Consider the following 21,655-nt stretch of genomic DNA (forward strand, 5'->3'; position numbering starts at 1 on the left):
TGGCTTGTAGTACTTGTTTGCTTACATCTGTAAGACAAATCCTGTTTTCCTCCGGGCGCTGGTTTTTCGTCTTCAATGAACCAAGCTCAGTTCTTTGACCACTTGGAGGAGATGCACATGTCTGTCGCAACCCTGGGCGTCCAGGGCCGCTGCGCCCACTGCCAGACCACGCTGGTGCTCAAACCCTGGCAACTGAATGCCATATCCATCCACGAACCATTCACCTGTGCGCATTGCCAGAAAAACCTGGAGCTGCGCTGCCCGAAGCAGATCAAACGCTTGCGTTCGCTCGATTCACTTGGCCTGCTGCGCGCCAGTGCGCTCGTGACCGTGTGCACCGCGCTGCTGGTGGCCCTGGTGATGGAATGGGTAGGGCTGCTCAGCGTCACCGAGCAGTTGAACGCGTCGCTGATCACGATTTTCGTGTACTTCGCGGTGATTCGTTACGCCCGGCGGCGTCAGCACCTGACCCTGATTCTCGACGCGGCCAAGGCCCACGCCGACTGACTACCAGCCGAACACGTCGCAGCTGTTGGCGGTACTGGCGGCGGCGAGTTGTGGCGCACTGGTGTTCATCAATGCGGCCAGTGAGTCGCAGATTGCCGGCAGGTGCGCCGGCGTATTGCGAATGCCGGGGTACATGGCAGGCGCCATGTCCGGGGAGTCGGTTTCCAGCACCACCGAGTCCAGCGGCAAGTCGGCCAGCACCCGGTGCATGCGCAATGCCTGCGGCCAGGTCGGTGCACCGCCGAGGCCGAGTTTGAAACCGAGCTTGATGTATTCCCGCGCTTCTTCACGACTGCCGGCGAAGGCGTGGATGATCCCGGCGCGCTTGAGCTTGAAGCGCTTGAGCGTGGCAATCACTGCCGCATGGCTGCGCCGTACGTGGATCAATGCCGGCAGTTCGAAATCCGCCGCCAGTTGCAACTGTGCCTCGAACAGCGCCTGCTGGCGTTCGCGGTCGAGGGTTTCGATGAAATAATCCAGGCCGATTTCGCCGACTGCGCACAGCTGCCGATGACCTTTTAGCCGAGTCAGCCAGTCGCCCAGTGCCAGCAAATCTTCAGGCCGGTGCTGATCGAGATAGACCGGGTGCAATCCGAACGCCGCGTACAGATCGGCATCGCTTTGCACCAGATCCCACACCCGCTGCCAATTCCCCTCGTAAACCCCGAGCACCACCATTCGCCGCACCCCGAGGGCGCGGCTTTCGTTCAGCAGCGCCGCGCGGTCGGCGTCGAAGTCGGGGAAGTCCAGATGGGTGTGGCTGTCGATCAGCTCCACGGCTCAGTCCCGGTGAATACGCTGCTTGAAGGTACGGGCGATGGCCTGCACTCCGGGCTGGTAATCCGATTGCTCGACCGCCGCCAGTGCCAGTTCCAGTGCCTTGTCGGCGATCAACTGGTGCTGCTGGGCCATGGCGTTGACCGGCAGCGGCAAGAAGTCCAGCAACTGGGTGTCGCCAAACGTGCCGAGGCGCAGCGGGCGGGATTTGAGCGGGAAGTCGTGCAGCGCGTCGAACACGCCTTGCAGCAGAACGTAGGAGGTGGTCACCAGCGCATCCGGCAAATGCCCGAGGCGTTGCAGGAGTTCTTCCATCAACTGCTTGCCGCACTCGCGGCTGAAAGACTCGGCGTGCTCGACCAGCACTTCGCCCTTGAACCCGGCCAAGGCTTGCTTGAACCCGGCCGCACGCTCCTGGCTGATGCTCAGTTCCGGACGGGCACCCAGCAGCACGATCTGTTTCGGCTGCGGGTCGAGCAGGCTTTCGGTCAGGTGCAGGCTGGCTTCGCGGTCATCGCTGACCACCGAGCAGAAGTGTTCGGCATCCATCACCCGGTCAATGGCAATGATCGGCAAACCCTTGGCCTGCAACTGGCGATAGCTGTCGTCACCGGCCGGCAGGCAACTGGCGACGATCAACGCATCGCAGCGCCGGGCGCGGAACAGTTGCAGCAGTTGCCGCTCGCTGTCCGGCGCATCGTCGGAGCTGGCGATCAGCAATTGATAGCCGCGTGCCCGGGCGCCTTGCTCCAGCAGTTTGGCGATCCGCGCGTAACTGGGGTTTTCCAGATCCGGCAGGATAAAACCCAGGGTCCGGGTGTGCCGACTGCGCAGCCCGGCCGCCTGTGGATTGGGGGTAAAGCCGTGCAGATCGACCACCGCCCGCACCCGCTCGACGGTGGCGTTGCTGATGCGTTGCTGTTCGGCCTTGCCGTTGATGACGTAGCTGGCGGTGGTCACGGACACTCCGGCCAACCGCGCGATATCACTGAGTTTCAACCCGGGATTTCCTTGTTTTTTCGAGCTTGCCGCGACATTTTCGCCAATCCTACCCGATTCAGGCAGGCGACTATTGTCGCAGCGCATCCGACAAGTTGGACTTCAAGGATGGGACATTATCGAGTAACGTGCCGATCAATCTAGATTAAACGTTTCAGCAAGCGTATTTTCTACGTTTTAGACGCCTTTGGCCGGTTCTGCCGTGAAACCGCCAAAACTGCCTCCTGAAAAGGATGGCCTACAGCGCCTAAGCTGCAACCATTCAAAACAATACCTGGCATTGAACAGTGCCAAAAAGGAGATCGCATGCTCGAGCTCACTGTAGAGCAGATATCCATGGGCCAGTCGGCTGTGGATAAACCCGCCGCTTTGCAATTGCTGGCCAGTCATCTGGTCGCCGATGGACTTGTTGCCGACGGATACCTGGCCGGGCTGCAGGCCCGGGAGGCTCAGGGCTCGACCTTCCTCGGCCAAGGCATTGCGATCCCCCACGGTACGCCCGAAACCCGCGATCAGGTGTTCGCCACCGGCGTACGCCTGATGCAGTTTCCCGACGGCGTGGATTGGGGCGACGGCCAGATCGTTTATCTGGCCATCGGCATCGCCGCCAAATCCGACGAACACCTGCGCCTGCTGCAATTGCTGACCCGCGCCCTCGGCGAGACCGATCTTGGTCAGGCCCTGCGTCGTGCGAGTTCGCCTGAAGCACTGCTGAAACTGCTGCAAGGTGCGCCGCAAGAGCTGGCGCTGGATGCGCAGATGATCGGCCTCGGGGTCTCCGCCGACGATTTCGAAGAACTGGTCTGGCGCGGGGCGCGTCTGCTGCGCCAGGCCGATTGCGTGAGCAACGGTTTCGCCGGCGTGTTGCAGCAAGTTGAAGCGCTGCCGCTGGGCGATGGCCTGTGGTGGCTGCACAGCGAGCAGACCGTGAAGCGTCCGGGCCTGGCCTTCGTCACGCCGGACAAACCGATGCGCTACCTCGGCCAGCCCCTCAGCGGGCTGTTCTGTCTGGCCAGCCTGGGTGAAGCGCATCAGGCGTTGCTTGAGCGTTTGTGCGCGTTGCTGATCGAAGGTCGCGGCCATGAACTGGGCCGCGCCACCAGCAGCCGCAAAGTCCTCGAAGTGCTTGGTGGTGAGTTGCCGGCCGACTGGCCGAGCGCGCGAATTGCGCTGGCCAACGCCCATGGCCTGCACGCGCGACCGGCGAAAATCCTCGCGCAACTGGCGAAAAGTTTTGACGGTGAAATCCGTGTGCGCATTGTCGACGGTCAGGACAGCGCCGTGTCGGTGAAGAGCCTGAGCAAACTGCTGAGCCTTGGCGCCCGTCGCGGTCAGGTACTGGAAATCATTGCCGAACCGAACATCGCTGCCGATGCGCTGCCGGCCTTGCTGAGCGCTATTGAAGAAGGCCTCGGCGAAGAAGTCGAACCGTTGCCTGCAGTCAGTCAACAGCGCGAAGTGATTACGGACATTGCAGAAGTTCTGACCGCCCCGGCATCCGGCAGCCTGCTGCAAGCGATCCCCGCGGCCCCCGGCATCGCCATCGGCCCGGCGCACATTCAGGTCCAGCAAATCATCGATTACCCGTTGCGCGGCGAGTCCGCCGCTATCGAACGCGAGCGTCTAAAGCATGCGCTGGCCGACGTGCGCCAGGACATTCAGGGCCTGATCGAACGCAGCAAGGCCAAGGCGATCCGCGAGATTTTCATCACCCACCAGGAAATGCTCGACGACCCGGAACTCACCGACGAAGTCGACACCCGCCTCAAGCAGGGCGAAAGCGCCGAAGCAGCCTGGATGGCTGTGATCGAAGCTGCCGCTAAACAACAGGAAGCGTTGCAGGACGCGTTGCTCGCCGAACGTGCTGCCGACCTGCGCGACATCGGTCGTCGGGTGCTGGCGCAACTGTGTGGCGTGCAGACGCCCGCCGAGCCGGAGCAACCGTACATTCTGGTGATGGATGAGGTCGGCCCGTCCGACGTGGCGCGTCTGGATCCGGCGCGGGTCGCGGGGATTCTCACCGCCCGTGGTGGCGCCACCGCTCACAGCGCCATCGTGGCTCGCGCGCTGGGCATTCCGGCGCTGGTCGGCGCGGGTGCTGCAGTGTTGCTGCTGAAGCCGGGCACGCCGTTGCTGCTCGACGGCCAGCGCGGTCGCCTGCACGTCGATGCGGATGCCGTGACCCTGCAACGCGCCAGCGAAGAACGCGACACCCGCGAACAACGCCTGAAAGCCGCCGCCGAACAACGCCACCAACCGGCGCACACCAGCGACGGTCACGCCGTTGAAGTGTTCGCCAATATCGGCGAAAGCGCCGGTGTGATCAGCGCGGTGGAGCAAGGCGCCGAAGGCATCGGCCTGCTGCGCACCGAGCTGATTTTCATGGCTCATCCACAGGCGCCGGACGAGGCGACTCAGGAAGCCGAATACCGCCGCGTCCTCGATGGCCTTGCCGGTCGGCCGCTGGTGGTGCGCACCCTCGATGTCGGCGGCGACAAACCGCTGCCGTACTGGCCGATCGCCAAGGAAGAAAACCCGTTCCTCGGCGTGCGCGGGATTCGCCTGACCTTGCAGCGTCCGCAGATCATGGAAGCGCAGTTGCGCGCCTTGCTGCGTTCGGCAGACAACCGTCCGTTGCGGATCATGTTCCCGATGGTCGGCAGCGTCGAAGAGTGGCGCCAGGCCCGCGACATGACCGAACGCCTGCGTCTGGAAATTCCGGTTGCCGACCTGCAACTCGGAATCATGATCGAAGTGCCGTCCGCCGCGTTGCTGGCGCCGGTGCTGGCCAAAGAAGTCGACTTCTTCAGCGTCGGCACCAACGACCTGACCCAGTACACGCTGGCGATCGACCGTGGTCATCCGACCCTGTCCGCCCAGGCTGACGGTCTGCATCCGGCGGTACTGCAACTGATCGACATCACCGTGCGCGCGGCCCATGCCCATGGCAAATGGGTCGGTGTGTGCGGCGAGCTGGCGGCGGATCCGCTGGCGGTACCGGTGCTGGTCGGCCTCGGTGTGGATGAACTGAGCGTCTCCGGGCGCAGCATCGCCGAGGTCAAGGCACGCATCCGCGAACTCAGCCTGACCCAGGCACAAACTCTTGCTCAACAAGCCCTGGCCGTGGGCAGCGCCAACGAAGTGCGCGCATTAGTGGAGGCCCTGTAATGGCCAAGATTCTTACCCTGACCCTCAACCCGGCGCTGGACCTCACGGTGCAGTTGCCACGCCTTGAGGCCGGTCAGGTCAACCGCAGCGACGCGATGCACACCCACGCCGCCGGCAAGGGCGTCAACGTCGCGCAAGTGCTGGCCGACCTCGGTCATCAACTGACGGTCAGCGGCTTTCTCGGCGAGGACAATCTGCAAGCATTCGAAAACCTGTTCGCCAGGCGCGGTTTCACCGATGCGTTTATCCGGGTGCCCGGCGAGACCCGCAGCAACATCAAGGTCGCGGAACAGGACGGCCGCATCACTGACATCAACGGCCCGGGCCCGGTGGTCGGCGTGGTGGCGCAACAGGCATTGCTGGATCGTCTGGTGCAGATCGCGCCGGGGCATGACGCGGTGGTGGTGGCCGGTAGTCTGCCGCGCGGCGTCAGTGCGCAGTGGTTGCGCGAACTGGTGGAGCGCTTGAAGGCGTTGGGCCTGAAAGTCGCCCTGGACACCAGCGGCGAAGCTTTGCGCGAGGCGCTCAAGGCCGGTCCGTGGCTGATCAAACCGAATACCGAAGAGCTGGCCGATGCGCTGGGCTGTGAGGTGGTGTCCCGCGCGTCTCAGGCCGAGGCAGCCAATCGGCTGCATGCTCAGGGTATCGAGCATGTGGTGATTTCCCACGGCGCCGAAGGTGTGAACTGGTTCAGTGTCGGCTCGGCGCTGTATGCGACACCGCCGAAGGTCAGCGTCGCCAGCACGGTCGGTGCCGGTGATTCGTTGCTGGCGGGCATGCTTCACGGTCTGCTCAGCGCCGACACGCCGGAACAAACCCTGCGCACGGCCACCGCCATTGCGGCGCAGGCGGTGACCCAGATCGGTTTCGGTATTCACGATGCTGCGCAACTGACGCAGCTCGAACAGGGCGTGCGCGTGCGCCCCCTGACAGAACAATAAGAGGGTTTGTCATGAAATTAGCCATTGTCACGGCCTGCCCGAACGGCATGGTCACCAGTGTGCTGTGCGCCCGGTTGCTGGATGCCGCGGCCCAGCGTCAGGGCTGGAGCACCAGCGTCGAAGTGGTGGATGCGGCGCACCCGGAACGTGAGTTGTCGGCGGCCACCATCGAGGCCGCCGAGTGGGTGTTGCTGGTGGCCACCGGACCTGTGGACATGACCCGGTTCATCGGCAAGAAAGTCTTTCGGATCGCGCCGGCGCAAGCCCTGCAGGATGTCGAAGGCGTGCTGCGGCGCGGCGCCGTCGAGGCCGAGGTTTACGTCGCTGCCGAAACGCCGCCCGTGGTTGCCAGCGCCCAAGCGCCGCGCCTGGTCGCTGTCACGGCATGCCCGACCGGCGTCGCCCACACCTTCATGGCCGCCGAAGCCTTGCAGCAAGCCGCCAAGCGTCTGGGCTACGACCTGCAAGTCGAAACCCAGGGCTCGGTCGGCGCGCGAAACCCGCTGAGCGCAGCGGCGATTGCCGAGGCTGACGTGGTGCTGCTGGCGGCAGACATTGAGGTCGCCACCGAGCGTTTCGCCGGCAAGAAAATCTACCGCTGCGGCACCGGGATAGCGTTGAAGCAGTCCGAAGCCACGCTGAAAAAAGCGTTGGCCGAAGGCAAGCAGGAAAGTGCTGCGAGCGACGGCAAAGCCCCGGCCAAACAGGAGAAAAGCGGCGTCTACAAACACCTGCTGACCGGTGTGTCGTTCATGCTGCCGATGGTGGTGGCGGGCGGTCTGATGATCGCTTTGTCGTTCGTGTTCGGCATCACCGCCTTCAAGGAAGAAGGCACGCTGGCGGCGGCGCTGATGCAGATCGGTGGCGAGACCGCGTTCAAATTGATGGTGCCGCTGCTGGCCGGTTACATCGCCTGGTCGATTGCCGACCGTCCCGGACTCGCGCCGGGGATGATCGGCGGTTTGCTGGCGAGCACCCTGGGCGCCGGTTTCATCGGCGGGATCGCTGCCGGGTTTATCGCGGGCTACGCGGCCAAGGCGATCAGTCGCTATGTGGCGTTGCCGCAAAGTCTGGAAGCGCTGAAACCGATTCTGATCATCCCGTTGTTCGCCAGCCTGTTCACCGGGCTGGTGATGATTTACGTGGTCGGCAAACCGGTGGCGGGGATGCTCGCGGCGCTGACGCATTTCCTCGACAGCATGGGCACCACCAACGCGATCCTGCTCGGTGTGTTGCTGGGTGGGATGATGTGCGTCGACCTCGGCGGGCCGATCAACAAGGCTGCCTACGCGTTCTCGGTGGGGCTGCTGGCCTCGCAGAGTTATGCACCGATGGCCGCGACCATGGCCGCCGGCATGGTGCCGCCGATCGGTCTGGGCATCGCCACGTTCATCGCCCGACGCAAGTTCGCCCAGACTGAACGCGAGGCCGGTAAAGCGGCGCTGGTGCTCGGGTTGTGCTTCATTTCCGAAGGGGCGATTCCGTTTGCCGCGAAAGACCCGTTGCGGGTGATTCCGGCAAGCATTGCCGGCGGTGCGCTGACCGGTGCTCTGTCGATGTACTTCGGCTGCAAGCTGATGGCGCCCCACGGTGGACTGTTCGTGCTGGCGATTCCGAATGCGATCAACCATGCGCTGCTGTACCTGCTGGCGATTGTCGCGGGCAGTCTGCTGACGGCGTTGGTGTATGCGCTGGTCAAGCGGCCGGAGGCTGTGGAACTTGCGCTGGAGCCCGCGAAGGCCTGAGGTGTCACACCCCTTTCATCTAGCGGTGCTTAAGTTTTCCTTTTTTCAGGGAGAACACCATGAGCGATTTCAATCCCGGTCGCCGGCGCGTGATGCAAGCCGTCGGCGCCGGACTGCTGATGCCGGGGCTGGCGCCGGCGGTCATCGCGTCGGTCAAGGATCGACCGCAACTCACTGATGGCGTGCAATCCGGCGACTTGCAGGGCGACCGCGCGATGATCTGGAGCCGAGCCGACCGCCCGGCGCGGATGGTGGTGGAGTGGGACACCCGTAGCCAGTTCCGCCACCCGCGCCGTGTCGTCTCGGCGCTGGCCGATGCCCGCAGCGATTTCACCGCCCGCGTCGAACTCTCGGGCTTGCCCGCCGATCAGGCGATTTTCTACCGCGTGTATTTCAAGGATGCCCGCACCGGCGTCGCCAGCGAACCGTGGCTTGGCCATTTGCGCAGTGCGCCGACAGCGCGGCGCAATCTCCGTTTCGTCTGGAGCGGTGACACCGTCGGCCAGGGCTTCGGCATCAACCCCGATATTGGCGGCATGCGCATTTATGAAGCGATGCGCCTGCGCCTGCCGGACTTCTTTATCCACAGCGGCGACACCATCTACGCCGACGGCCCGGTGCCGGCGCAACTGACCACCGAGGGTGGCCGGATCTGGCGCAACCTCACCACCGAAGCCAAGAGCAAAGTCGCCCAGACCCTCGACGACTATCGCGGCAATTACCGCTACAACCTGCTGGATGAAAACGTCCGTCGCTTCAACGCCGAAGTGCCGCAGATCTGGCAGTGGGACGACCATGAAGTGGTCAACAACTGGTCGCCGGGCAAGCAGCTCGACGAGCGTTATCAGGAAAAAAATATCCACACCCTGGTCGGCCGTGCGCGTCAGGCCTGGCTCGAATATTCGCCGATGCGTTTGCAGGCGGCCGATGGCGGCGGGCGGATCTATCGCAAGCTGAGTTACGGGCCGATGCTCGATGTGTTCGTGCTCGATATGCGCAGTTATCGCGGCGCCAACGACGACAATCTCGGGGCGGAAAAACCGTTCTTGGGGCGCGAGCAACTGAACTGGCTCAAACGCGGATTGAAAGCCTCGAAGGCTCAGTGGAAAGTCATCGCCGCTGACATGCCGATCGGTCTTGGCGTGCCGGATGGCGAGGTCAGCCCCGGTGTTGCGCGCTGGGAAGCGGTGGCCAACGGCGACCCCGGTCCGGCGCAGGGGCGTGAGCTGGAAATCGCCGAGCTGCTGGGCTTTTTGCGCGCGCAACAAGTACGCAATTTCGTGTTCCTGACAGCGGACGTGCATTACTGCGCGGCGCATCACTACCATCCGGATCGCGCGGCGTTCCAGGATTTTGAACCGTTCTGGGAGTTTGTCGCGGGGCCCTTGAACGCCGGCAGTTTCGGGCCCAATCCGCTGGACAAGACCTTTGGCCCTGAAGTGGTGTTCCAGAAAGCGCCACCGACGCAAAACGCTTCGCCGTTTGCCGGATTCCAGTTTTTTGGCGAGGTGAATATCGAAGGGCAGAGCGGGGAGATGAGCGTGGTGTTGCGGGATCTGGAGGGGGTTGCGGTGTTTGAGCAAAAACTGCAACCGACTTGAGTTCACCGCAAACAATTTGTGGGAGCGAGCTTGGTCCGGGCGGCGATCCGACGATAGCGGTGTAACAGACAACGAATGTGTTGAATGTAAAACCGTCATCGTCGGATCGCCGCCCGGACCAAGCTCGCTCCCACAGTTACTGTGTGTGGTCAGTAAACGTCGCGGCGATAGCGACCCTGTTCGATCAGGTGTTCGACCTCTTCGGCGCCCAGCACTTCATTGAGCACCTGATCCACGCCTGACGCCATGCCTTGCAGGCTGCCGCAGATGTAGATCACGGCACCGTCCGCCAGCCATTTTTTCAACTCGTCGGCCGATTCGCGCAGGCGATCCTGCACGTAAATCTTCTCGGCCTGATCCCGCGAGAACGCCAGATCGAGACGTTCCAGATCGCCGTTGATCAACCACTCTTCCAGCTCCGCACGGCAGAGGAAATCGTGCTCGCGATTGCGCTCGCCAAACAGCAGCCAGTGACGCTGTTGGTTGTCGGCAATCCGCGCCTTGAGCAGGCTGCGCAAACCGGCAAGGCCGGTGCCGTTGCCCAGCAGGATCATCGGCACCGGAGCGTTCGGCAGATGGAAACCGCTGTTGCGGCGCACGCGCAGACTGATGCTGCCGCCGACCGGAGCATGCTCGGTCAGCCAGCCGGAACCAATGCCGAGACGACCGTCGGCATGCTGTTCCTGACGCACGATCAGCTCCAGCACGCCGTCGGCGGCAATCGAGGCGATCGAGTATTCGCGCATGGCCAGCGGCACCATTGCATCGACCAGTGCCTGAGCATGCAGGCCCACCAGATGGGCGCGGTGCTCGGGCAGTTGGCGGGTGGCGAGGGCGACCTCCAGCGACTCTTCCAGGCCGTTGACTTTGACGCTGGTTTCACCACGGATGCCGAGACCGTCGAGAAAGTGCTCGATGGCCCACGGGCAGTTGCGCGGCAGCACTTCCACCAGATCGCCGGCCAGCCAGCTTCGGGAGGTCGGTGCGGTCAAGCCGAGCAGGAAGACGGGGGCGCCGTTGCTGTCCGGGTTCATCAGTTCTCGACGTACCAGCGTCCAGTTTTCGTAGCTCGGCGCCTGCCAGGTGTCGACCGGCGCTTGTCCGGTGATTTGGCCCAGCTGTGTCTGCCAGTGACGCAGCGCGTAAGGATCACCGCTGTCGACTTCCACCGGGGCGAACAAGGTCTTGCCGCCGTGCTCGCCCAGCCATTGATGCAGGCGCCGGGCGAAACCGCAGAAGTGCTGATACTGACGGTCGCCGAGACCGAGTACGGCGTAGTTGAGGCTGTCGAGGGTCGAGGCGTTCTTCAACACCTTGCGCTCGAAACCGCGAGCGCTGTCCGGCGCTTCGCCGTCGCCGAAGGTGCTGACTACGAACAGCGCGTTGTTCGATTCGCGCAGATCCTGCTCGCTGACATTGGCCAGCGGCTGCACCTTCACCGGCAATCCGGCCGCCTGCAACTGACCGGCGGTCTGCCAGGCGAGTTGCTCGGCAAAACCGCTCTGGCTGGCAAAGCCGATCAGCCACGCCGGCGTGTCGCCGGCCGGTTGGTCGAGGCCTTTGCGGGCATCCTTGATCTGCTTTTTCTTGCGCCTACGATCGAGGTACAACAACCATCCGGTGATGAAAAACAGCGGCATCAACACCGCCGCGACGGTCACGATGATCCGCCCGACCAGGCCGAAATAGCTGCCGACATGCAGCGCGTAAATGCTGGTCAGCAATTGCGCCTTGAAACTCTTGTCGGCGTAGCGATCCACACGTTTGACGACGCCGGTGGCCGGGTCGAGGGTGATCTGGTTCAGCGCGCGGTCATGGGGCGAGCTGTCGAGCAGATAGAACACGGTCGCCGGTTGGCCGGCCACGGGCGGCATACGGATGTTGTAGGAGGCGAGGCCTGGACCTGCGGCGCTGTAGATGCTGATCCACATGGCGGCGTAATCGGCAGTCGGCGCCGGCCCTTCGGGGGCCGGGCCGCGACCGCCGCGCACGCGCTCGTTTTGCGGCGCGTCGGAAAGCAACCTGGTCAGGCCTTTGTTGTACCACTCGTAGGACCAGGACAGTCCGGTCAGTGCCAGCAGCAGGTAAACCAGCATGCACCAGGTGCCGAACACCGAATGCAGATCCCAATTGAAGCTGCGGCCCTTTTTCTTCCAGTCGAGGGTCAGCCAGACGCGCCAGCTGTTCCACTGGCGCGGCCAGCGCAGGTACAGGCCGGACAGGCAGAAAAACAGCAGCATCAGGGTGCAGGCGCCGGTGATGTTGCGGCCCGTATCGCCCATGGCGAGGAACCGGTGCAGTTGCAGCATCAGGCCGAAGAAATCCTGACCGGTGGCGTTGCCCTTGAACTCGGCGGTGTAGGGATCGAAGTAGCGCATCTCGCCACGGCGCTCACCTTTGGGCGGGGTGAACCAGACGCGGCCGGCGCTGCCGCTTTCGGTCTCGACGGAGAGCATCGAGACTTTCTTGCCCGAGGCCGCTTCGATCCGCGCCACCAGATCGGCGGGCGGCAGGACGCCGGCGACCTGTTTCTCCACCTGCAACACGGAGGGGTTGAGGGCTTTGAGTATTTCGTCCTGAAACGAATAGGCAGCGCCGGTAATGCCCATCAGGGCCAGCACCAGCCCGGCAGTGATGCCAAAAAACCAGTGCAACTGGAACAGGGTTTTCTTCAACACGTCGCTTGCCTTGTCCGTTCGGAATGGTGTTCACGGCGTGCATTATGCCGTGGCTTATCGAGAAACGTTCTTTATTACGCACAAAAGCCCCGCTCAAATGAATGAACGGGGCTCGATACTTCCCACTTCGATCAGAAGTGGAAGTTGGTACTCAGCAATGCCGTACGGCCCGCCGCCTGGTTGGCGAAGTGAGTCGAGAAGGCCTTGTCGTAGTAGGTCTCGTTGGTCAAGTTCTGCACGTTCAGTTGCAGGTCGACATTCTTGCTCAGCTTGTACGCAGCCATCGCGTCGTAGCGAACGTAGGAGTCGACCATGGTGGTATTGGCCACGTTGCCGAACACATCATCCACATAAAACGCACCGCCACCGATGGTCAGCTTCGGCGTGACCTGGTAAGTGGTCCACAGGCTGGCGCTGTTTTTCGGCGTGTTAGGCAGCTCGTTACCGTTGTTGGCCTTGTTGGCCGGCAGGTCACCACCGTCAACCTGTTCGCTGTCCATGTAGGCGTAACCGGCGAACACTTGCCACTTGTCGGTGATCTTGCCGCTGGCGGACAACTCGATACCTTGTACACGCGTCTTGCCGGCGTTTTCGTACGAGGTGGTATCCACCTGGACACGCGCGTTTTCTTTCTCGGTGCGGAAGATGTCGGCGGTCAGCGACAGGCGATCGTTCAGCAAATCCCACTTGGTACCGATTTCGTAGTTCTTGGTGGTTTCCGGCTCCATGTCGCTCTTGAGCAGGTTGCCGTTACGATCCGGCGTGCCGCCCAGCGGGTTGCCTTCCTGACCTTCACCCAGGGTGTTGCCCGGCGGTGTGGCGGAGGTGGCGTAGGACGCATAGATGCTGCCGTTCTCGGCCGGTTTGTAGACGATGCCGAACTGACCGGTGACGAACTCGCTGGTGTCCGAACCCTTGGAGGTGGTGCGGCCAGCGTTGTTGTAGGTGTTGTAGCCCGTTTCGAAGTGGTCGTAACGCAGGCCCATGTTCACCAGCCATTGCCGGGACAGTTCCAGAGTGTCGAATACGTACAGCGCGTAGGTATCGGACTGGGTATCGGTGCCGGCGTAGTTGCGCGAGATCGCGCCGTTCCACGGATCGTTCGGGTTCGGGTTCGACAGCGAGGTGCAGTTGTAGCCGCTGGCAGCGCCGATCAGGCCCGGGTTGCAGTTGGTGGTCACGGCCGAAGTGCGCGGCGTGGTGTCGGTGTTGACGTTGTACGAGGATTTGCTGCTTTCCTCACGGGTGTATTCGACACCGGTGGAGAAGCTGTTCTTGAAGCCGGCGAGGTAGAAGTCGCCGAACAGATCGGTCTGGTTGGTGGTGGTCTCGGTGTTGCTCACGCGAGTGTTCGCACGACGCCAGACGCTGCCGTTGTTGACGTTGCCCTTGCTGTCGTCCGGCTGGGTCAGGATGTAATCCTGCATGCTGGTGCCGTGACGCAGGGTGTTCTTGATCGTCAGCGAGTCGCTCAGGTCATGCTCGATGGCGAAGGTCGCGGTATCGGTGCGGCCTTTGCGGAAGTCGCGGTCCAGACCGTAGAAGTTGCTGTGATCGCCACCGGCGTACGGCTTGTCCGGATTGGACTTGGTACGCGCCGCCGAGCCGCCGGCAGGAATCGTGTAAGGGATGCCCGAGTCCGGCGTGTCATTGCTTTCGAGATGGTAGTAGTCGAGGTTGACGCGGGTGTCGGTGCCCAGGCCGAAGGCCAGGGACGGCGCGATGCCCCAGCGGTCGTAGTCGACCTTGTCGCGACCGGCGACGTTGCTCTCGTGGCTCATCAGGTTCAGACGGCCGGCAGCGGTGTCGCTGAACTGGTAGTTGCCATCCAGGGTGTAACGCTGGGTCTGGTCGGAGCCCCAGGTGAAACCACCGTCGAACGAGTTGCCCAGGTGCGCTTTCTTGCTCACCAGGTTGATGCTGCCGCCTGCCGCGCCGCGACCACCGATGGCGGAGTTCGGACCCTTGCTGACCTCGATGTTTTCCACGGCGAAGATCTCGCGGCTCTGGGAACCGGTGTCGCGCACGCCGTCGAGGTAGGTGTCGCCCTGGGCGTCGAAACCACGGATGAACGGACGGTCGCCCTGCGGGTTGCCACCTTCACCGGCACCGAAGGTAATGCCCGGTACGGTGCGCAGCGCATCCTGCATGTTCAGGGCGCCGGTGTCTTTGAGGACTTGTTGCGGGATAACGGTGACCGAGCGCGGTGTATCAACCAGCGGTGCGGTGTACTTGGGCGAGGAGGCTTTCTCGACCTGGTAGGAAGTCGAGTCCTGGGCTTCACCGGTGATGGCGGTGGCGTCCAGGGCGATGGCATTGCCGGTGGCTTTGCTGTCGGTTTTTTCGGCGGCAAACACCATGTGGCCTGCGGAGCCGGCGGTGATTGCCACGCCGATGGCGGAAGCGAGCAGACGTGGTGAACCGACCGGTAATTGTGCTTGTTGACGTGCCATTTTTATTCCCCTCCCCAAGGATTTGAGGCGGCGGAATATAGGGTAAACAGGTATTCGTATCAATTGCGAAACATTGTTATTCGCACTGAATTTACATTCTTTACAATTTAACCTTACGGTTTTTACCAGTTCATTCGTCTAGCGGGTTTTACACAGCCAATAAGAATCAATACCATTGCCGCCTCTTTGCCATCAGGTGACATTGCCATGCTGCTGCACATCCCCGCTCTGTTCGAAAAAGACGAAGTGCGGCGCATCCGCGAGGCTCTGGAACAGGCCGACTGGGCCGATGGCAAGATCACCGCCGGCTATCAATCGGCCAAGGCCAAGCACAATCTGCAACTGCCGGAAGGCCATCCACTGGCCAAGGAAATCGGCGCCGCAATGCTTGAGCGCTTGTGGAAAAATCCGCTGTTCATGTCCGCCGCGCTGCCGCACAAAGTGTTCCCGCCGTTACTCAACTGCTACACGGCGGGCGGCAGCTTCGATTTCCACATCGACAACGCCGTGCGTCAGCCCAAGGGCAGCATCGAGCGAGTGCGCACCGATTTGTCCGCCACGCTGTTCTTCAGCGAACCCGAGGACTACGACGGCGGCGAGCTGGAAATCCAGGACACCTTCGGCACCCAACGGGTGAAACTGCCCGCCGGCGATATGGTGCTGTACCCCGGCACCAGCCTGCACAAGGTCAATGCAGTCACTCGCGGCGCGCGTTATGCCTCGTTCTTCTGGACTCAAAGTCTGGTGCGCGAAGACAGCCAGCGCGCGTTGCTGTTCGAGATGGACGGTGCGATCCAGCAACTCACCCAGGACATGCCCGATCATCCTTCGTTGATCCGCCTCACTGGCACCTATCACAACCTGCTGCGTCGCTGGGTCGAGGTGTAAGTGGCGGACTTTCGGTTACGTCGCGAAGAAGTCCTCGACGGCGAACGCCTCACCGCCATGCTCGAAGAAAGCCCGGCCCGTGCGGCTCAGGCGATTCTGATCGCAGCGGGTGAGGGCGTGCTCGAAGCGCAGGCGCTGCTTGGGCAGATTTTGCTCGATGGCCACGGGATTGCGCAGGATCAGCCGCTGGCAGTGCGCTGGTTTGAAATCGCCGCAGGGCAAGGTCATCTGATGGCGCGCAACATGCTCGGTCGTTGTCATGAACACGGATGGGGTTGTGTGGCCAGCGCCGAACTCGCCGCGCGCCATTACCAGGCGGCCGCCGACGCGGGGCTGGATTGGGCGATGTACAACCTGGCAAATCTGCACGCCACCGGACGTGGAATACCCGAAGACCAGGCGCAGGCCCTCGCCCTGTACCGCAGCGCTGCCGAGTCGGGACATGCCAAGTCGATGAACCTGTTGGGTCGGTATCTGGAAGAAGGACGTCACTGTCCGCAAGATCTGCCAACGGCGCGTGACTGGTATCGTCGAGCGGCTGAGGGCGGCGATTTTCGAGGACAGTTCAGTCACGCCGCGATACTTGCCGATGAGGGACGCATTGATGACGCTCTTGGCTGGCTGCGCAAGGCGCTGGACGCGGGCAATGTGAATTTCCTGCGAGTCGCCAGCGTGTCTTTGTTGAATGCACAACATCCTCGAATCCGTGCAATGGCAGACGCTTATAAGTTGCGGCTGGCAGAGTTAGTTGCTTTGTAAGCATTTACTTCGCGGTTATTTGTTTTCATCAAGTTGATGTGGCTGTTCTCGGGTAAGTATTCGGGTGAATGGCTTGTTTGTCGTGATTGCTAATATTTGAATGCTTGTTGATTGGTGTTTTGCTGTCCTAAGGTTGTTTTGCGATGTCGGCGCTCAAGTTGAAGTGAGTTGAGTGACGATGTCGTTTCTAAAATAACTTTTATTAAATATCCGAAGAAGACAAGGAGTCTCTTATGGAATTCAAGATGGACAGCAAAATTGTCGAGATCGCCGCAAAAGCGCCTCTGATGTTTGTAAATGCTTCGCTTGGTGAAGATGAAGAATACAATCGGGACCCCGGTATTCAATTAACCAAGGAACAAATTATCGGCCTGCGCAAGTATGAAGTTTTGGGGCTGTCACTTCCTGTTCGGCTGGAAGATGTCGTTGCCTATCTGAACTATGGTGCCGGGGATGCGGGGGGCGTTGGTCTCAAGGCAGCAGACTTTCAGAGGACCTTCGTCTGCACCTACGACCATGCGAAACGCTGGTCGCCGTTGCGTGAAAAAATCATGCTTACCGGGACTGACCTGAAGGTATTTGCCGGTAGCATTCTTGGCGCAGGTGCAGCAATTCAAGAGATCTACAATGACCAGCCTTCATCCTCTTACCTGGAAAACTACGATATCTACACGCCGGAGGAGTATCAGGAACTGGAGCGCAGGTTCCCGAACCTTCCAAGCCTGAACTTCCCTGCCGATGACGCCCTTGAGGTCAAGTCTCACCTCAAAACCATTCTGGACAAGGTGACAGCGGCCCACAGTAAGGCCGAACGAGTCCGAGAGGAGCTCGACAGTTTCGGCACCGATATGCGCGAGACGGTCTTGCCGGCGATCAGGTTGCGACTGGAGTTTGTGTCCCGTAATACCTACCAGGCCGACATCCAGATTCTGCAAGGCGAAATTGACCAGCGCTCCAAAGCTATTGATGAACTCAACAAGCAATATGATCAGCTGGTTCAGGAAGCAATCAGATCTGCGGCGACGTTTAACATTGGTGGTTTGATACTCGGTATCTATCAGGGCGTCAAAGCCGAAAAGATCCGCAAGGAGCGAAACCAGCTAAAAACAGAACAACAGTCTGCCAATCAGAAGATGGCCAGCAAGAGTCAGACACTGAGTTCCTTGAACAAGGTGCGTGATGACCTGCAGAACCTCAGCTACGTTGCGATTGAAGCAGAAGTTGCAACTCAAAATCTGATGCTGGTCTGGAACGCTCTGAGTACTTACCTCAAAGGTTCTTTTGAAGATATTGATGGTATTGTGACGGCAACTAATTTCAGGATGTTCAAAAATCAGATTCTCTCCATCATTGACCCGTGGCGAAAAATAAGAACAGCTTCTGATCAACTGCTGAGTGTGTTCGCAGCGGCAGAAAAAGAGTATGGAAACGGCTTTGCAGTATTCAGGAGCAACACAATGATGTTATCGCTACAGGATGATTTGACTTCTTCTGATTTTGACGTCGCGGCACTGCGTGTACACGGTGCTTCGGTTCAGGCAAGTAATGTCACTGCGCAAATGCTGGGTGAGCAATTCAATTATTTGCCAGGTACCGTCCGCACCATGAATGGGCTGACGGTGGCTATCCAGAAGGCCACATTCGAACTTCGTAATCAGGCCCAGACGACAGGGATCAATCTGGAGCGTGCGCAGAACAGGCTGAAAATGTCTCAGAGCGATCTCCTCAAATATCCTGAAGAAGGGGATGAAATCCGCGAAGAAATGGAAACCGAGCTCAAGAATGTATCGATGAAAGTCTCCGAGCACGCGAACGATTTGAAGATGACGCACAACGGCTTGAGTACGGCTTATGACCGATCGGCTTCGGCGCAATGGATTGTGACGCTGCAGCAGGACCGGGCGTTCACTGAGGCATTGAAGGTCAAGTCGGAAGAAAAAATCGCCGATTTCGAAAAGCAGATGGAATCGGTGTCTGAAGCGCTCGAACTGATCGCGAAAGCCGGGGTGGAGAAAATCGGTCAGGAAGCCCGATTGACGCTGGATAACCTGAAAGCACTGGGGCTGGCGCCACCGCAGGTTCAGATTGCACTGTTTGCCATTGATACCTTGAAAAAAATGATCGCGGGTATCGGCGAGGCCATTTCCTATCTGAACATGCTGGCGGGTTACAACCAGCTCAAGGATAAGGCAGCTGATCTGAGGGCGCAGTTGAAGAAGCACGTCAACGATATCTACCAGATCGATGGAAAGATTCAGCTGGTGCAAGTGCTCGACCAGTTGGACGAAGAGCGCTGGAGTTACGTGAATGAGTATTCGAATCTGGTGGCTGTATTCGAGTCCTTCGCCCGAGACTTCCAACAGGACAAGTCGCAGCCTGCCGAGGAGCGGACGGCTGCCGCACTCACCCGGATTGCCGATGTCAGGCAGTACCTGAAAACTGTTCAGCAGTAAGGAGTCGAGGCGGTGGGCGACATGCTCACCGCTTCTCTGTCACTCATGAAAACACTTGCCTATGAATTCTCCACAACGCAACGACGCGTGCTGGATCGATACACAATTTTTCTCGGTTCTCTTCACCCAACCTTCAACAACATTCCTTTGGTGTTTGAGCGCCGCAGAGCCAGCGGTCATCAACTGGCGGTACGGGCCAGCGATTCGCGTTTGAACAACGCCAGCTTCAATGCACGCTACTTGCAGGAGTTCTGGCAGCGCACCGAAGAGGTTCGGCGCCTGTGCAGTAGTTACGTCGCGGATCTGGCTGCGTTCACTGCCGAATCGCTGGAAATTAGCCGCAATACTTCAAGGAACGAGCCCCTCAGTCAGGTGGATTTCAAGTTGTACAGCTTATCCAGGTCGCCGACCTGGAGGTTGTTTCCCCCTACCAATGTCCCGGAGCTCGTTCACGAACTCGCGCTTCGTTTTTACTCGTTGAGGGCAGCGATAGGCCAACTGAAATACACAATCGTCGAGGTGCATGACGAGTCGTTCGGGCTCAAGTCGGTGTTTGGCAGGGCGATGGATCATCGCTCGTGCCAGTGCCATAACCAACCCGCAGTGGTTGAGGAGTTGTTTCGTGAAGCGCGCACGTCGCCGGTTTGGGACGTAGCTTATTCGTCAGCGGATCCGGTAGTCAGGGCCGCTGAATACAAAGCTGATGTAGCGGTGTTGTTTAACGGATTGGCTTCCGTGAGTTCGCACATCAGCGTGTTTCTCGAAGAAACCGGCTTGCGCATCGAAATGTTGTACTACGACTTGTTGAGGGCAGAGCGCGCATCGAAACTCGGCGAGTTGAATTTCCAGCTGTCCGCCATGCAAGAGGGCGCCGATGAGTTCATGACCATGCTCAATCATCTTGAGAGCTGGCTGCGCAAATAAAAAAGGCCCATGCACATGCATGGGCCTTTTCATTTACAGCTTCGCTTACACGTAGAACGACTTCAGCGGCGGGAAGCCATTGAACTCTACCGCGCTGTAGCTGGTGGTGTACGCACCGGTCGACAGCCAGTAGAGGCGATCACCAATCGCCAGATTCAGCGGCAGGCCGTACTTGTAGTTTTCGTACATGATGTCGGCGCTGTCGCAGGTCGGGCCGGCGATCACGACTTCTTCCATCTCGCCTTTCTTCTCGGTCCAGATCGGGAACTTGATCGCTTCGTCCATGGTTTCGATCAGACCGGAGAACTTGCCCACATCGGTATAAACCCAACGCTCGACGGCGGTACGGGATTTACGCGCGACCAGTACCACTTCGCTGACCAGGATGCCGGCGTTGGCAATCAGTGAACGGCCCGGCTCCAGAATGATTTCCGGCAGATCATCACCGAAGTCTTCCTTGAGGAAGCGGATGATTTCTTCGGCGTAGGTTTCCAGGCTGTTGGTGCGGGTGATGTAGTTGGCCGGGAAGCCACCGCCCATGTTGATCAGCTTCAGGTGGATACCGTCTTCTTCTTTCAGGCGCTCGAAAATCACTTTGACCTTGGCGATCGCGGCGTCCCAGACGCTGATGTCACGCTGTTGCGAACCGACGTGGAACGAGATGCCGTAAGGCACCAGACCCAGATCGCGGGCGAGGATCAGCAGGTCCATGGCCATGTCGGTCTGGCAGCCGAATTTGCGCGACAGTGGCCAATCGGCTGTGGTCGAGCCTTCGGTCAGGATGCGCACATAAACTTTGGCGCCCGGTGCGGCCTTGGCGATGTTGCGCAGGTCGGCTTCCGAGTCGGTGGCGAACAGACGCACGCCCTTCTCAAAGAAGTAGCGAATGTCCTTGGACTTTTTGATGGTGTTGCCGTAGCTGATCTGGTCCGGGCTGACGCCCCGGCTCAACACTTTGTCCAGCTCATAGATCGAGGCGATGTCGAAGCTCGAACCTTTCTCTTTGAGCAGGTCGATGATCTCGACGGCCGGGTTGGCCTTGACCGCGTAGTAGACCTTGGCGAATTCGAAACCGGCGCGCAGGTCATCGTAGGCCTGGGCGATCATCGCGGTGTCGATCACCACGAACGGGGTTTCCTGTTTGTCGGCGAATGCCTTCATTTTCTGAAAGGTTTCGCGCGCGAAATAGTCTTCGACCTGGATCGACATACTTGGGAGCTCCTATGGGCAAACGGGTAAAAACAATGGGTGCATATGAACGTCCTCCGTATCCCCACTTTGGTTCGCCTACTTCCCAAGGCATGTCGCCGAAAGCAAAAAGGCCATGGGAAATGTAGTCTTTCTTTCCCTTGGCCTTGCTGTCTCGTCGTCAGTACTTGAGCCGGATGGATCGTTTCCAGCATGGACGTTCGGCGCGAACTTTAGGGCGTGAGGGGCCTGAGATCAACTAAAAATGTCGCGTTTTTGCACGCTTCTGACGTGCGTCGCGGATATCACTCTTTGTAGCCGACCGAGATGACGGTCAGATGTTCCGCAGTAATTTTCTGGTGTTAAAAATACCTGCACGTTCGATGCTGATGTGCACCAAGTCTCAGGAAAGTACGATCACTTCAACATCGGCGACGTTAGCTGCGAGAAGGGGCGGTGCGGGGGGATTTATGAATTTACGCTGACACCGTCGGACGGATTCGGCCATTTGATGTGTTGATATTTATTGCCGGCTTGGCGTTGGCAATGAGGCCCCGGCTTTCAGGTTCCTGTG

At 60.2% G+C, this 21,655-nt stretch carries 14 protein-coding genes; 9 read left to right on the forward strand and 5 right to left on the reverse strand.

Annotated features, from left to right (window positions below):
• Window positions 1–117 precede the first annotated feature (117 nt).
• Window positions 118–507 (forward strand): hypothetical protein, encoded by a 390-nt coding sequence (locus AC1MDC_RS23575; RefSeq protein ID WP_085698402.1) that lies wholly within the window; start codon window positions 118–120, stop codon window positions 505–507.
• Here the strand turns inward: AC1MDC_RS23575 and AC1MDC_RS23580 are convergent, their stop codons facing one another.
• Both AC1MDC_RS23580 and cra read right to left on the reverse strand, forming a co-directional pair.
• The gene (locus tag AC1MDC_RS23580; protein ID WP_085702441.1) at window positions 508–1,284 is read right to left on the reverse strand and encodes a TatD family hydrolase; all 777 of its coding nucleotides are present in this window, start codon (window positions 1,282–1,284) and stop codon (window positions 508–510) included.
• A gap of 3 nt (window positions 1,285–1,287) precedes the next feature.
• On the reverse strand, window positions 1,288–2,283 hold the full coding sequence (gene cra / locus AC1MDC_RS23585; protein WP_085698404.1) for a catabolite repressor/activator: 996 nt from the start codon (window positions 2,281–2,283) through the stop codon (window positions 1,288–1,290).
• A 306-nt stretch (window positions 2,284–2,589) separates the two neighbouring features.
• Between cra and ptsP the strand changes: the two genes are divergently transcribed.
• The 4 genes from ptsP to AC1MDC_RS23605 are packed head-to-tail and all read left to right on the forward strand — an operon-like array spanning window position 2,590 to window position 9,738.
• Window positions 2,590–5,451, forward strand: coding sequence for a phosphoenolpyruvate--protein phosphotransferase (gene ptsP, locus AC1MDC_RS23590; RefSeq protein ID WP_480393775.1), 2,862 nt, complete (start codon window positions 2,590–2,592; stop codon window positions 5,449–5,451).
• Window positions 5,451–6,392, forward strand: a complete 942-nt coding sequence (pfkB, locus tag AC1MDC_RS23595; RefSeq protein ID WP_085698406.1) for a 1-phosphofructokinase — start codon at window positions 5,451–5,453, stop codon at window positions 6,390–6,392. The genes ptsP and pfkB overlap by 1 nt, the downstream gene beginning before the upstream one ends.
• Window positions 6,393–6,403: 11 nt before the next feature.
• Entirely contained in the window at window positions 6,404–8,137 is a 1,734-nt protein-coding gene (locus AC1MDC_RS23600) for a PTS fructose-like transporter subunit IIB (RefSeq protein WP_480393776.1), read from the forward strand.
• 59 nt (window positions 8,138–8,196) lie between these two features.
• On the forward strand, window positions 8,197–9,738 hold the full coding sequence (locus tag AC1MDC_RS23605) for an alkaline phosphatase D family protein (RefSeq protein ID WP_480393777.1): 1,542 nt from the start codon (window positions 8,197–8,199) through the stop codon (window positions 9,736–9,738).
• 149 nt (window positions 9,739–9,887) lie between these two features.
• Here the strand turns inward: AC1MDC_RS23605 and AC1MDC_RS23610 are convergent, their stop codons facing one another.
• A complete protein-coding gene (locus AC1MDC_RS23610; protein ID WP_480393778.1) occupies window positions 9,888–12,416 on the reverse strand; it encodes a PepSY domain-containing protein in 2,529 nt (842 codons plus the stop codon).
• Between the two features lie 131 nt (window positions 12,417–12,547).
• A complete protein-coding gene (locus tag AC1MDC_RS23615) occupies window positions 12,548–14,869 on the reverse strand; it encodes a TonB-dependent receptor (protein WP_085702447.1) in 2,322 nt (773 codons plus the stop codon).
• 207 nt (window positions 14,870–15,076) lie between these two features.
• On the opposite strand from AC1MDC_RS23615, the gene AC1MDC_RS23620 reads away from it, so the two are divergent.
• The 4 genes from AC1MDC_RS23620 (at window position 15,077) to AC1MDC_RS23635 (ending at window position 19,893) form a co-directional block, all read left to right on the forward strand.
• Complete coding sequence (locus AC1MDC_RS23620; protein ID WP_085698411.1) at window positions 15,077–15,757, forward strand: Fe2+-dependent dioxygenase; 681 nt, start codon at window positions 15,077–15,079, stop codon at window positions 15,755–15,757.
• Between the two features lie 57 nt (window positions 15,758–15,814).
• Window positions 15,815–16,516, forward strand: a complete 702-nt coding sequence (locus tag AC1MDC_RS23625) for a tetratricopeptide repeat protein (RefSeq protein ID WP_085698565.1) — start codon at window positions 15,815–15,817, stop codon at window positions 16,514–16,516.
• Between the two features lie 233 nt (window positions 16,517–16,749).
• A complete protein-coding gene (locus AC1MDC_RS23630) occupies window positions 16,750–18,969 on the forward strand; it encodes an alpha-xenorhabdolysin family binary toxin subunit A (RefSeq protein WP_480393779.1) in 2,220 nt (739 codons plus the stop codon).
• A gap of 21 nt (window positions 18,970–18,990) precedes the next feature.
• A complete protein-coding gene (locus AC1MDC_RS23635; RefSeq protein WP_480393781.1) occupies window positions 18,991–19,893 on the forward strand; it encodes a hypothetical protein in 903 nt (300 codons plus the stop codon).
• Window positions 19,894–19,938: 45 nt separating this feature from the next.
• Here AC1MDC_RS23635 and AC1MDC_RS23640 read toward each other — a convergent pair whose 3' ends face one another.
• Window positions 19,939–21,102: a type III PLP-dependent enzyme gene (locus AC1MDC_RS23640; protein WP_085702449.1), complete on the reverse strand. Its 1,164-nt coding sequence runs from the start codon at window positions 21,100–21,102 to the stop codon at window positions 19,939–19,941.
• Window positions 21,103–21,655 lie beyond the last annotated feature (553 nt).

It is taken from the genome of Pseudomonas sp. 1, from assembly GCF_056626735.1.

Excerpts from the sequence above, each read along its gene's own strand:
- AC1MDC_RS23625 (WP_085698565.1), top strand. The coding sequence starts at position 15,815 with ATGCTCGAAGAAAGCCCGGCCCGTGCGGCTCAGGCGATTCTGATCGCA.
- AC1MDC_RS23575 (WP_085698402.1), top strand. The coding sequence starts at position 118 with ATGTCTGTCGCAACCCTGGGCGTCCAGGGCCGCTGCGCCCACTGCCAG.
- AC1MDC_RS23600 (WP_480393776.1), top strand. The coding sequence starts at position 6,404 with ATGAAATTAGCCATTGTCACGGCCTGCCCGAACGGCATGGTCACCAGT.
- AC1MDC_RS23615 (WP_085702447.1), bottom strand. The coding sequence starts at position 14,869 with ATGGCACGTCAACAAGCACAATTACCGGTCGGTTCACCACGTCTGCTC.
- pfkB (WP_085698406.1), top strand. The coding sequence starts at position 5,451 with ATGGCCAAGATTCTTACCCTGACCCTCAACCCGGCGCTGGACCTCACG.
- AC1MDC_RS23620 (WP_085698411.1), top strand. The coding sequence starts at position 15,077 with ATGCTGCTGCACATCCCCGCTCTGTTCGAAAAAGACGAAGTGCGGCGC.
- AC1MDC_RS23605 (WP_480393777.1), top strand. The coding sequence starts at position 8,197 with ATGAGCGATTTCAATCCCGGTCGCCGGCGCGTGATGCAAGCCGTCGGC.
- ptsP (WP_480393775.1), top strand. The coding sequence starts at position 2,590 with ATGCTCGAGCTCACTGTAGAGCAGATATCCATGGGCCAGTCGGCTGTG.
- AC1MDC_RS23640 (WP_085702449.1), bottom strand. The coding sequence starts at position 21,102 with ATGTCGATCCAGGTCGAAGACTATTTCGCGCGCGAAACCTTTCAGAAA.
- AC1MDC_RS23635 (WP_480393781.1), top strand. The coding sequence starts at position 18,991 with ATGCTCACCGCTTCTCTGTCACTCATGAAAACACTTGCCTATGAATTC.
- AC1MDC_RS23630 (WP_480393779.1), top strand. The coding sequence starts at position 16,750 with ATGGAATTCAAGATGGACAGCAAAATTGTCGAGATCGCCGCAAAAGCG.